Raw genomic sequence first — 12359 nt, forward strand, 5'->3', positions numbered from 1 at the left:
GTTTATTCCTCCTTGATTGGTTTGCGCACCAGCTTTGGTACCTGAATAATAAGCTGCGTCCCGTCTATGTTTGGTCCCGAGCGAATATCCAGACAACCATTAACAAATTCCAGTCGTTCCTTCATGCCAAGAATTCCTGTACCGCGGCGTTCTTTGTTATTACTGTGTTCCATTCCAATACCGTTGTCATGAACAGTCAATATGTTATCGGAAGGTGTCTCTTTCAGGCTGATAGTACATATTGTTGCCTGGCTATGCTTGACCACATTCGTAACGGCCTCTTTCAGACACATCCCCATCACATTTTCATTAAGCTGAGAGGTGTCCTGCAGCTTAGGGTTGCCATCCAGCTTGAACTCGATCGCAGCAGCCTTCAGGATCTGCTCGGCACGGTACAATTCATCAACCAGCTGTGTTCCGCGCATCGTAGTAACCATTTCCCTAACTTCCTTGAGTGCTGTGCTTGCCGTTTGACGCAAGTCGTTTAGCTCCGCCTCAGCCTGCTCGGGATTGACACGAAGCAGGCGTTTCGCCAGATCGGTCTTGAGTCCAATCAAGGAGAGTTTTTGTCCAAGTGTATCGTGCAGATCCCTGGCGATCCGCTGGCGTTCTTCCATTTTGACCAAATCATCCAGTCGTTTGTTAGCATTTTCCAGCTGACCCTCCAATTGCTCCCGTTTGTTTTTGTTATACGTGCTTACCGGGAGAAGAATGGATGCCATCAGACTGATGAATACAAATGGAAATTGACTAAGCAGCCTGGAGCTCTGAATGATAAATCCGTAATTTATGGTCAGAAAGCTGGCCGCCAAATTGACCGTATAGAGAGTAATGAAGCCGGCTTTGTTTTTAATATTCCCAATGAAAAAAGCTAGAAACAGGGAGAAATATGCATAATCATACGCGATCGTCATCGTTATGGAAATGGCAATCAACAGACCGATCCACATATATACCTGCCAGCCCTTGGTGATGAACGCAAGCAAATAACAAACGAAAAAGAGAAGAATGATCACGATTCCTGTCACCAAGGTCCACAGTTTTGAATACTGCGAAATATAATAGAAAGGAAGGATGAAAAAGACAAGCCATACGTACGGATTTAAACCTGTATTTTTATAAAAGAGCTGTGACCACTTTTGAATGGAATTCTCCTCCTTGAGCGTGATTCTTGTACTCCAACTTTAGCCTGACTGTAGCACGACTTCAGCCTGAATACAAGAAAACGAATCCGACAGAGTTTAAGGCTTCTCTGTCAGACCCGCTTGATTGGTTACGCGTATAGGTGGCTTGGCATAAGGCTTGCGGTATATCGATTTGATTTCCCTGAAGCTGATAAATCGTTTGGACTCCTCATCCCACAGGCGGAAGCGAAGGGCTGCCAAACTGGAACGAAGGGTAATTGTCGTTGCCTTTTGCAGCGGTGGTGTCGCATTATGTGCCTCTTCAAGGTAATAGTTCGGTACACGCGGACTCAGGTGATGAACATGGTGAAATCCAATATTACCGCTGATCCATTGCAGCAGCTTTGGCAGCTTGTAATACGAACTGCCTTCTACAGCAGCCTTAACGTAACTCCATTCATCCTCATGCTCGAAGTAGGTGTCTTCAAACTGATGCTGAACATAGAACAGCCAGATTCCGAAGAAGCCGGAGAAGAAGAAGACGGGTGCCTGCACCATAACAAAGGCCTGCCATCCGACCAACCAGGACATGAATGCATAAAGTGCGACGATCAATACCGTAGTCAGATGTGTGTTGATGCGTTCTTTGCGACGGGCAGCCTTGCGATTAAAACGATAAGCAATCAGGAATACATAGATTGGACCGAGTCCAAACATGACAAACGGATTACGATAGATACGATACCACAGCCGTCCCCAAGGAGATGCAGCCTTGTATTCTTCAACCGTCATGACCCAGATATCGCCTACTCCACGTTTGTCGAGATTGCTGCTGGTGGCATGGTGGATGGAATGCTCCGCTTTCCATTGTTGGTACGGAGTAAGGGTCAAGACGCCCGTAATGGTACCCAGAATGTCATTGGCGCGTTTGTTTTTGAAAAAGGAACCGTGACAGCAGTCATGAAAAATAATGAAGGTCCGAAGTACAAATCCGGATGCCACCAAGGCAATCGGGAAGGTTAGCCAATACGAAACGGATAAGCTGTAATAAGCGGCGGCCCACAACAAGAAGAGTGGAAGGATCGTATTTATGATTTGTCGGATACTTAATCGTAGATCATTTTTCTCGTAAGGGGTAACTTCTTTTTTCAGTGCCATTTCTTTTGCTCTGCTCATGAATGGTAGTCCTCCTTCAGTCGTTATAACCAAGCACGGCTATAACCCGCGTTTCCCTGATGTGTCTTGGAGGGAAGCGTTTTTACCATTGTAAAAGAATCGATGTCATACGGTAAGTCATAAACGTCAGCCATCTGTAATGATGAATATCAAGGATGGCACATGACGTTTGTCATGGTTGGTGTCCAATTCGCACTCAGGATTGAGCAGATCAGAAGGTGATTTCTGATTCCTTTGCACATTTCGTGCAACAATTTGTATTATGTATACAAATTTTGCTGGTGACATGGTAGAATCTATCATTGTGAGTGCACATGACAACTTATGAGCCTGATGGATAGGTTGATTTCTGAAGGATTGGAAGGAATACATGATGAAGAAACGATTAACGGATATTTTATTTATTATGGCGGGGGCTTTTTTATTTGCCCTCGCGGTGAATTTGTTCGTCATTCCAAATGATCTTGCTGAGGGTGGCGTTACGGGGATCACCATTATTTTGTATTATCTGTTCGAATGGTCGCCCGGTTTAATGAACTTGATTTTGAATGGGATTTTGTTAATTGTGGGTTACCGGTTTCTGGACAAGACCACGACGGTATATACCATTATTGCGGTGGTATTCAATTCCTTGTTCCTGCATCTGACGGAGAGTTGGACGATTGATTCGCATGAGCTGTGGATCAATACGATTTTTGGGGGATTATTTGCCGGTCTTGGGATTGGTTTAATTGTAAGAGTTGGCGGTACAACCGCGGGAACCGTCATCTTGGCGAGACTCGCCAATAAGTATCTGGATTGGAACATCAGCTATGGACTTCTATTTTTTGATCTGATCGTGGCGTTCTCCTCTTTCTTCATTATCGGGGCACAGGGACTTATGTGTACGATTGTCATGCTGTTTGTTGGAACCAAAACGATGGAATTTATCATAGAAGGGCTGAATCCGAAAAAGGCGGTTACCATCATCTCGACGAAGCAGGATGCGATTGCGAAGCAGGTCATCGAGAAAATGGATCGCGGTGTAACGGTTCTATCGGGCCATGGTTACTATACGAAAACACCGAAAGAAATTCTCTATATTGTCATTAGCAAACAGGAAGTTCCCATGTTGAAGAAGATTGTACGGGCTGAGGATGAGATCGCGTTTATCACGATTCACGATGTTCGTGACGTATTCGGTGAAGGGTTTATCGAACTGTCCAAAACATAATGTATATATGGAAGAAAACCGTGGTGAATGATGACCGCGGTTTTTTTTGTATCCCAAAAGCCCTTCTCCATCGAGAAGGGCTTAAGGCTTTCATTAATGATGAGTTCCTTTTCTGATTACACCATATTTAACAGTGACATGACAGTGCTTTTTAACCTTGGTGGGAACATATTTGATTTTAGTTACACAAGTTTTGGTAATCTTTTTGTAATAGCATTTCGTTACGGGTGGATGACATCTATGCTTCTTTCTGTTCATTGTGACCCCTCCTGACTAGTGATAGTTCATTCTATGTAAGGGTCATCATTTCGGAAACATATAAACGTCTAAAAGAGTATAAAAAGTTTACGAGAAATGTATGGCTCTAATTACCGTACATGTGTCTCTCAACTTCGGATAGAGCCACATTCACATCTTCCTCTGAATTATCAATATAAACGACGGAAGAAGCAGGCAGCGGCCAAGCTACTTGTTTACGGGCAAGGGAAGCGGTGAAGGTATCCCAGTTAGCCAGTTTATATTCATCAAGTGGAGATTGTCTTGCCACAATCCGCTTGTGATACAACTGTTCGTTCGCCAGATAAATGTAGGCTACGCGAACATCCGTATCCTCCAATGAACGACCGATTCGGCTGAGCTCTTGCTCAATCCAACCCGTTGTTTCGGTTTCTTTGGTAAACGGTCCGACGACCACGGTATCAATTCCTAATTGAACGTTATCCAGTGCCGCATCCATCGTTATGCGATATCCCAGATCTCGACATAGGCGTTTGTATTCAGGTGAATCCCGGTCAGATGGATCCAGTCCCTGAAGCGTCATGATTGCCTCGGCAGCGGGGCGGAGCAGGATATCCATATCGAAGAAGGCGGCCTTATATTTGCGGGAAAGGGCTTTGGCCAGGGTCGTTTTGCCGCTGCCGGCACCGCCGAGAAAGAAAATCAGTTTACTCATGAGAGTCACCCTCCTTAATAGAGCTATTTTATCACAAAGAAGATCGAAACGATGGATAGACAGAAAAGGAAGAATAAGGTAGTATAATACCTAGATTAACTATGCATAGGTTTCCGATGTAATAAATTGAATGACAGAAAGGAGGAGAATTCATATGAATGTAAACAAACAAATGATTAAAGGAAGTACAGAAACTCTAATTTTGACCTTATTGCACAATCAGCCACTTTACGGTTATGAATTGATTAAGGAACTTCACCGTCAATCGGAAGGTGTATTTAATTTGAAAGAAGGCACATTATATCCCATCCTCCATGCCATGGAGATTGAAGGTTGGGTGGAATCCTATTGGATGGAGGTAGATGGCCGAAAACGTAAATACTATTCCATTCGAGACAAGGGCGTGGAGGCTTTGCAGCACAAAAAAACCGAGTGGCTTTTATTCCGACGTGCTGTGGATCGTGTACTTGGGGAGGGAGGCTTAACATGACGGATCAACATGATAAGATTAAACGTTATCTGGACGAGATGTGCAGTCAAGTCAAAGCTCGTGAAGTACATACCGATCTGCGTGATGAATTGGGAAACCACATAAGAGAAATGATGTTGGATAAGGAACAGGAGGGCTTAACTCAGGAAGAAGCAGCCGAGTATGCCATAGAGCAAATGGGTGATCCCGCAGCAGTAGGCAAAAGCATGCATAGGCTGCATCGTCATCGGGTGCATTGGGGACTGATAATCGGATTGATCAGTTTAGCTATCGTTAGCCTGTTTTTGATGTGGATTTTTACAACCAATGTCACGGATGATAGGTTTCAGAACTTTTATAACATTCAAGTTGTTTACACTATCATAGGAATGTTATTTATGTCCTTCTTTATGTTCTTCGATTATCGCAAATGGAGAAAAGCCGCTTGGTGGATATATATCTTGCTTAATATCATGTTAATGATCAATCCGATGTTTTCTATAAGTATCAATGGTATATACAGATATTTTGGCGCACATGGATTCTATTTGGATCTGACTACTACTGCAATGTGGGTACTACCACTTGCCGTAGGTGCAATTATGATGGATAAGCTTCGTTCCCATTTTGGTGTGCAAACCATATTATCCTATATAGCGATGGTGGCGTTACCGGCAGCGCTGTTGTTTCAAATATCGGATTTGGTTCGCCTTGTGATGTTCGGGATCATTTCACTAGTATTATTTGGTTGGATCACGCGTAAATGGCTCTATACAGTCCTAGCCACAATGATAGGTGCAGGCATCGGGTTATTGTTACTGCTCACAACAGATTCATTCCATCGTTTGGAAAGATTCTCATTTGTGTTCAATCTTGATGATGACCCAATGGGAAATGGTTACTTCAACCACTCCATCATGGGCATCCTTCAATCAGCCGGATGGTGGGGTAATGGGCTCGACACACCATTTGACAGGTTTAAAACCAGTTACTTTGATTACCCAGGTGTGCTGCTCATTGATGTATTTGGCTGGGCAGCGGGAATAGGGTTATTGGGGGCTATCATTTGGTTTGTTGCAAGTATGGTGAAGACGCTTCCTCGCGTTCGGGATGACTTTGGTCGGATGATTATCGTCATTGTTACATCCATGTTTGCCCTGCAAATGGTTTATTCGCTGGCGATGACCACGGGGAGAGTTCCCATTCTCAGTGTGGTTTTTCCCTTCATAGGACACGGCAATCATCTCATCTTTGATCATGCCATGATGGGATTGCTACTTGGAGTGTATCGCCGCAAAGACACCGTTTCACTGAAGAACAATAAAAGCCGACCAACGACGACACCAATACAATGAGCAGATCTATTATCATGCAGACATTAATTGAATGGTAACTTGCCTTTCAATCTTCTAACACTGTACTTCCAGATGGAAACCAGATATGTCGCAAGTTGACCCAGCCTTGACTATTAAACGAAAGCCCGCGCACGGAAGGCAGATAGGCGGTTTCCACAGGTTTCTCAGATAAATGAAACATCAGATGGTGGTCCAGCAAAAACTGTTCAATCCGGTCAAGGCCTGTAATTCGATCTGTCATTAATGGTGACTCGATAACGGTTTGCAGCATCATCTGCACACGACATTGTGTGGGTTCATCCAGATGTTCCGACAGGGTTAGATAGAGGTCTGTTCTGCGTAATTCTTCATCCCGGTCCCGGATCAGGGAGAATAAAATGAGATCGGACTCCATCCGCAATGGACCTTTGAATTGTTCCATCGTTGCAATATGAATCTTGCAAGCATATCCGCATTGTTCCAGTTTGGCTGCTATCATAGCAGCATCCTTCCGATATTGTGGAATGGTAGCCAGCTGTAAGGGAATCGATTGATCCTTGACCAAGGGATTTTCAGAGGATTGGAACACGCCAGAAATACAATCATATAGATGAGTTCGAATAGCCGGATCGCTGAGCGGTCCGGTTTTTTGCGTGTTACAAGTGAGCAGCTTGTTCACCATGACGCCAGCACTGATTTGTATCCAGTCAGCACCCTTAGCGGCAGCCGGATTCGGAACAAGGTGGAAGAAAGGCGTTTCCGCTTCGCCATGTTCTCCCCACTCGGTCTCGGCGCTCCAAGGAATCTGCAGAATATCCACCCGGTCCAGATGGGCTCTTCCTTGAAAATAGGCCGGGAATGCTTCCAGTCTGCACAGGTGTTCATCCCATAACGTCACCTTGAAGGGGCCAGTTCCAACAGGCTTTGACATGGACTCTGGTTCAACTGACTTGTCATCGCCAGGCTTCATGGTACTGTCCGAAGGGACTATGACTGCGCGGCTTGTGCCTAGAAAGGACAGAAATAATTCATGCGGTGCTTTGAGTCGGAAAACTACGGTGAGCGAATTCAGGGCTTCGACAGACAGAATCTGTCTGCTCACATCGCGATACAATGTCCGTCGCTCGGTAGCCTGCAGCCTGGCAAACGTATGCACCACATCTCCTGCAGTCAATCGTCCTCCATTGTGAAACAAGACACCTTTGCGCAAATGAAAAAGCCAGGTTTTCCGATCTGGGCTAACATCCCAGGTGTGGGCAAGACATGGAACGATGTCTCCTTGCTCATTACGCTGAACCAGTCCATCAAACACATGACTGGTGACAAAGGACTCGGCAAGCAGATTAATATACAGCGGATCAAGAGCATGAAGCTGCTGCTGAAGTGGCAGCCTCAACGTATCAATTCGCTCGTTATGCTCTCCTGCTTCCGTATGATGGCCCGAGTAACCGAGCAGCCAGTGGTTTAAATGCTCCCGCATCATGGTTGAGGTGGAGAAGGCACGTACCTGTTCAGCGGCTTGATGCAATTCCCGGCGATTGAGGGCTTGCATCATATATTCTGCTGCGATCTGTTCGGCTGGTACGAGCAGCGTGAGTGTTGACCTGCGACCTCGGCCACGCTGAGAGATCCAGCGAATCCAATCGCAGGCCGCCATTTTTTTGACAATGGTAAGCGTATTTCGATGTGTGCAATCGAGCAGTTCTGCGAGCTCGGATAGAGTTGCTTCATGCTCGGTCATATCACCAAAGCGGGTATGAAGCAGCAAATACTGTTGATGCAGTTTCACGATTTCAAGCCTCCTCGGAAAAAGAGCTGGTGGTGCAACCGAACTAAAATAAGAAACTTTATCTCCTATAATTTCTCTTTATCTTCTTATTTTATCATCTAGAATAAAGTCTAGAAAGATAATGGAGGTTTTTCCCATGATTGACAAAATACTGGCTTCACCGAATCGCGCCTTGATTACGCTGTTGTCTGCCTTGATGCTGGCGGTCATTCATCAGTATTTGTTTTATGAAAGAGAGGTGGGCGTATCGTATCTGCTTTTTGTGCTTCTCTTTTATGCATTTACGTATGTGTTTGCGAGGGATCGAATCCGTACATTAACCCTGATTGACGCATGGATGGCTGCGGTCGTATTCATACTCGCGCTAACCTTTTTACTTTTTGACAATGAACTGCTGCGTGTTCTCAATTTTCTGTTCGTCCCCGGTTTGATTATTTTACATATGACTTATTTGGCTGGACGTAAGCGGAAGCAGTGGTGGGATCTCCGAATCATCGGTACCTCTCTGGATCATTTGCTGCCACAATCAATTCGCCACTGGGGGACCATCGCAGGCATTGTGGTAAAAGCAGGAGGACGTGGAATGGAGAAGTCCCAGAAAGCAGTTCTGGTCAAAGTTCTCATTGGACTGGCCGCATCCTTCCCGATCCTGATTGTGGTTGTTGCATTGCTGACTTCCGCAGATGGCGTATTCAATCAATATTTGTCCGGTTTTCCGGAATGGTTGAACCATCTGACTCTAACACCTGGATTTCCGAGAATCCTCTGGATTATCATAGGAGGCATTTTGCTGTTTAGTTATGTATGGGGATTCGTTCAACCTATGGATTACGAAGCCGAGAAGAGGGAGAACGCTCATTGGAAAAATGCAGCCTTGTTGTCACCTGCAGTAGTGCGGGTCTCCGATCATGGCTATGCAGGCCAGCAGAATACAGAAACCGAATCGAGCAAGACAGGTGAAGCCAAAGACCATGTACAAGCCATCCGTACCGGCAGGGAAACAGTGAAGCTGGATCCCATCATCGTGGGCACCATGCTGTTCGTTATGAACTGTGTGTATGTACTGTTTGTACTTGTACAGTTTTCCTACCTGTTTGGTGCAGGGAGTGGGCATCTTCCCTCTGACCTGTCTTACGCAGAATATGCCCGCAGTGGCTTTGCCGAACTTGTGCTGGTCACCAGTATTAACTTTCTCATTTTGATTGTTGCACTCCAATGTACAAGACCGAGTGGGAGAACAGCTTCGATTATTCATCAGGTGCTTCTGCTTATTCTTGTGGGCTGCACAGCCATCATGCTGTATTCTGCGTTTATGCGTCTCCATCTGTACGAACAGGCATACGGGTACACGTATATTCGATTCTTGGTACATGCCTTTATGATTTTTCTGGCATTGCTGCTTCTCATCGCCGGTTTACGCATCCGATATACCTCCATTCCACTGCTTCGCTGGTACATTGTACTGTCACTTACAGCTTATGCAGCCGTCAATTATGTGGGTATGGATAACCGGATCGCCGAGCTGAACGTGGAACGTTACCATAAGACCGGTAACATTGATGCAGCTTATCTGGCGAATTTGTCAGCGGATGCAATTCCGCAGTTAAGAAAGTTTGCGCAAGAGGAATTTCCGGCACTGAAGGATCATCTATTGGAGCGTGAAGCTTACATGAATGAGAGAGAAAACAGCAGTTCCTGGCCTTCTTATAACGTGGCAAGACATAGGGCTGCGAAGGAATTGTCCAAATTGAGAACAGAATAGCGATTCGTTATGACATTTGAGCTGTGAATTTATGCAAAACGGATATGTAAGTGTTATAATATAAAAATGAACCTATAAAGGGGGTGAATCCCTTGTTTGAACTTCAGGAGTTATTACCTTATTTATTCTCAATAGGGCTTATTTTCACCGTGAGCTATGCCTACATTGCCCATCTGCACTGTGGATTGACAGAGTACTGGATGGAAGGCGGAGGCGGAGACGGCGTTGAACCCGGACTCCCTACACTGACGCTCGATGGAAAGCATAGACCTGAAGATTTAACCAGGATGATCAGACGTAGAGAAGCACCGGATGAAGATGAGCCAGATTGTACATCCTCGTTGGACACATTGAAACCCAACCAACGAGGAGGATATATATGGAACATAAGACAAGCAAGGGATTCACTTTTACATCTGGCAAGGGACGGATCTATGGGCTGATAGCGATTTTATTTGCAGTCATGCTTTTGGCCGGATGCAGCAACAATGTTTCGGAGATTAACGCTTCAACACCTGGATTTTTCAATCACTATATTGTATTTCCACTGTCGTATCTGATTCAGCACATTGCAACCATCTTTGGTGGCAGTTACGGCGTCTCCATTATCGTGATTACTTTGGTCATTCGGCTTGCGCTGCTGCCTTTGATGATGCGGCAGGCCAAATCACAGCAGGGAACCCGAGTGATCATGAATGCCATGAAGCCCGAGATGGATGCACTTAAGAAAAAATACGAGGGCAAGAATGACGCAGCAGATCGTCAGAAGCTTTCCCAAGAGACGATGGAGCTGTACAAAAAGCATAATTTTAATCCACTGAATATCGGCTGCTTGCCGCTGCTGATTCAGCTGCCAATCCTTTCGGGAATATACACAGCGATTCGGCTAACGCCAGAGCTGTCTTCACATTCTTTTTTGTGGTTCAAACTCGGGGCACCCGATTATGTGCTTGCTGTTGTGGTTGCGGTTATCTACTTGATTCAGGCAAAAGTTTCACAGGCCAATATGGCACCTGAGCAGCGAAAACAGTTTGCAATCATGGGGTACATTTCACCGCTGATGATGGCCTTTTTCTCTCTGACAGCACCTGCAGCCATGCCGCTCTATTGGACGGTTGGCGGTTCATTCCTTGTCCTTCAGACGTTATTGTTCCGTAAACTGTATCCGGTGGAACATTCTCAGGAAACAGTAATCCTGCAGGAGAAGAAGATCAAACCAGCCAAAGGAACCAAACCCGCAAAATCATAGTTGTGACTTATCAACAAAAAACGCTATGAGAAGCGCAAGCTGGTTAGGTGTACTCAAGCGAATAGAACAAAAGAAGCGTAATCCTTAGATGGATTACGCTTCTTTTTTGTTCTCCGGCCTTCTTAAACGGCACGATCATCTTTAAGTTGGAAACGGGATACAAAATACCAAATGAGCTCCCGGCGTGAGTATACGCTTGTCTTGGCGAAAATGGATTTTAAATGATCCTGGACTGTATACGCGGATATATTCATCGCTGCAGCGATTTCTTTGGAAGAGTAGCTCCGGAGCACATAGCCCAGCAATTCCCGTTCACGCACAGATAAACCGTGACTCTCCGCAAGCAGGGGTAGCAAATCCTGCGGCATAGCCTGTTCAAGTCTGACGGCGATCTGATCCGGACCAGTCATCTGCTGCATGCTACTTGCATGCAGCACAAGATATCGACCATCCAGTAGCTGTATGCAGACTTTGGAAGGTGACTTTGCGGACAGCTCCGAAGATACAGCCGATGACAGCGTCTGGCTCAACAAATGAGAACTAACTGCGCGTACCGGACGAGGCAGAATGTCCGGGCCTACTGACTCAAGCCGCTGCAATTGGGTTAGCCAATATTGTGCTGAGTCATTGGATGACAATAACTGAAAGGTATCGGTTATCATTATAAGCCCCGGATCGGCTGGACTTCCTTGTTTGATCTCATCCATAAGTGACAGACTGATCCTTTTCAACATCCTGGCTATGGAAATGGTCCATTCTTCAATCCATTGCCCTTCCTCTTCCGAGAAGAAAGGCTGATCTGCCTTTCGATAGAGGGTGAGGTAACCCCAACACGTCTCGTCACAGATCAGGACTGCTCGAAGCTCATCCCTGAAACCAGCAGGCTGCAAGATCGAACGATATCGCAAACTTCGTTCGGGCATAGCATGGATGGATGCCTGTAGAAGGGCGATAGGCTTGTTGCTGCGAATCAAGTCTGCATATTTATGTACATCGTCTTCCGTATATTCGTTAATGAACAGCCGATCATGTATCGCTTCAATGCCGTCTTCTGTCACAGCACCGGTTGATAACAGGGTCTGTGGGTCCACTGTCGTAAAACAGTATGCATCATAGTGAACAACGGCTTGGATTGCTTTCAGTACGGCTTCCCTATAGGTGCGGGAGGTCCAGGATCCTTTTTCGAGAGACGTTATGGATGTTCTGCCTTGCTCTAATGCTGACTTCATGTAAGGTTTCTCCTCTCCCGCGGGGATATCCCATTGTTCTGGGATTGTAGGCTCATCGTACT

General features: G+C 45.6%; 10 protein-coding genes. 5 read left to right on the forward strand and 5 right to left on the reverse strand.

Annotated elements, in window-relative coordinates; all coding sequences use genetic code 11:
• Positions 1 to 2 precede the first annotated feature (2 nt).
• Positions 3 to 1145 (reverse strand): histidine kinase, encoded by a 1143-nt coding sequence (locus tag AC3RCI_RS12430; RefSeq protein ID WP_154893443.1) that lies wholly within the window; start codon positions 1143 to 1145, stop codon positions 3 to 5.
• A gap of 96 nt (positions 1146 to 1241) precedes the next feature.
• Positions 1242 to 2300, reverse strand: a complete 1059-nt coding sequence (gene desA, locus AC3RCI_RS12435; RefSeq protein ID WP_127536077.1) for a Delta(5) desaturase DesA — start codon at positions 2298 to 2300, stop codon at positions 1242 to 1244.
• A 373-nt stretch (positions 2301 to 2673) separates the two neighbouring features.
• Between desA and AC3RCI_RS12440 the strand changes: the two genes are divergently transcribed.
• Entirely contained in the window at positions 2674 to 3513 is an 840-nt protein-coding gene (locus AC3RCI_RS12440; RefSeq protein ID WP_095287770.1) for a YitT family protein, read from the forward strand.
• A gap of 364 nt (positions 3514 to 3877) precedes the next feature.
• On the opposite strand, the gene AC3RCI_RS12445 is transcribed toward AC3RCI_RS12440, so the two are convergent.
• The gene (locus AC3RCI_RS12445; RefSeq protein WP_154893441.1) at positions 3878 to 4465 is read right to left on the reverse strand and encodes an AAA family ATPase; all 588 of its coding nucleotides are present in this window, start codon (positions 4463 to 4465) and stop codon (positions 3878 to 3880) included.
• Between the two features lie 154 nt (positions 4466 to 4619).
• Between AC3RCI_RS12445 and AC3RCI_RS12450 the strand changes: the two genes are divergently transcribed.
• Both AC3RCI_RS12450 and AC3RCI_RS12455 read left to right on the forward strand, forming a co-directional pair.
• Positions 4620 to 4955 carry a PadR family transcriptional regulator gene (locus AC3RCI_RS12450; RefSeq protein ID WP_127536073.1) on the forward strand — a complete coding sequence of 112 codons (336 nt, stop codon included), beginning with the start codon at positions 4620 to 4622 and terminating at the stop codon, positions 4953 to 4955.
• Positions 4952 to 6289, forward strand: coding sequence for an FtsW/RodA/SpoVE family cell cycle protein (locus AC3RCI_RS12455; RefSeq protein WP_492529222.1), 1338 nt, complete (start codon positions 4952 to 4954; stop codon positions 6287 to 6289). The genes AC3RCI_RS12450 and AC3RCI_RS12455 overlap by 4 nt, the downstream gene beginning before the upstream one ends.
• Before the next feature lie 46 nt (positions 6290 to 6335).
• Here AC3RCI_RS12455 and AC3RCI_RS12460 read toward each other — a convergent pair whose 3' ends face one another.
• Entirely contained in the window at positions 6336 to 8057 is a 1722-nt protein-coding gene (locus AC3RCI_RS12460; RefSeq protein WP_492529224.1) for an ABC transporter substrate-binding protein, read from the reverse strand.
• A gap of 136 nt (positions 8058 to 8193) precedes the next feature.
• On the opposite strand from AC3RCI_RS12460, the gene AC3RCI_RS12465 reads away from it, so the two are divergent.
• Both AC3RCI_RS12465 and yidC read left to right on the forward strand, forming a co-directional pair.
• On the forward strand, positions 8194 to 9819 hold the full coding sequence (locus tag AC3RCI_RS12465) for a DUF4153 domain-containing protein (RefSeq protein ID WP_492529226.1): 1626 nt from the start codon (positions 8194 to 8196) through the stop codon (positions 9817 to 9819).
• Between the two features lie 379 nt (positions 9820 to 10198).
• Complete coding sequence (gene yidC, locus AC3RCI_RS12470; protein WP_336779788.1) at positions 10199 to 11068, forward strand: membrane protein insertase YidC; 870 nt, start codon at positions 10199 to 10201, stop codon at positions 11066 to 11068.
• 122 nt (positions 11069 to 11190) lie between these two features.
• Here yidC and AC3RCI_RS12475 read toward each other — a convergent pair whose 3' ends face one another.
• Positions 11191 to 12297 (reverse strand): helix-turn-helix transcriptional regulator, encoded by a 1107-nt coding sequence (locus tag AC3RCI_RS12475; protein ID WP_492529229.1) that lies wholly within the window; start codon positions 12295 to 12297, stop codon positions 11191 to 11193.
• Positions 12298 to 12359 lie beyond the last annotated feature (62 nt).

It is taken from the genome of Paenibacillus sp. MT124 (assembly GCF_058792755.1).

Excerpts from the sequence above, each read along its gene's own strand:
- desA (WP_127536077.1), bottom strand. The coding sequence starts at position 2,300 with ATGAGCAGAGCAAAAGAAATGGCACTGAAAAAAGAAGTTACCCCTTAC.
- AC3RCI_RS12465 (WP_492529226.1), top strand. The coding sequence starts at position 8,194 with ATGATTGACAAAATACTGGCTTCACCGAATCGCGCCTTGATTACGCTG.
- AC3RCI_RS12450 (WP_127536073.1), top strand. The coding sequence starts at position 4,620 with ATGAATGTAAACAAACAAATGATTAAAGGAAGTACAGAAACTCTAATT.
- AC3RCI_RS12440 (WP_095287770.1), top strand. The coding sequence starts at position 2,674 with ATGAAGAAACGATTAACGGATATTTTATTTATTATGGCGGGGGCTTTT.
- AC3RCI_RS12455 (WP_492529222.1), top strand. The coding sequence starts at position 4,952 with ATGACGGATCAACATGATAAGATTAAACGTTATCTGGACGAGATGTGC.
- AC3RCI_RS12445 (WP_154893441.1), bottom strand. The coding sequence starts at position 4,465 with ATGAGTAAACTGATTTTCTTTCTCGGCGGTGCCGGCAGCGGCAAAACG.
- yidC (WP_336779788.1), top strand. The coding sequence starts at position 10,199 with ATGGAACATAAGACAAGCAAGGGATTCACTTTTACATCTGGCAAGGGA.
- AC3RCI_RS12475 (WP_492529229.1), bottom strand. The coding sequence starts at position 12,297 with ATGAAGTCAGCATTAGAGCAAGGCAGAACATCCATAACGTCTCTCGAA.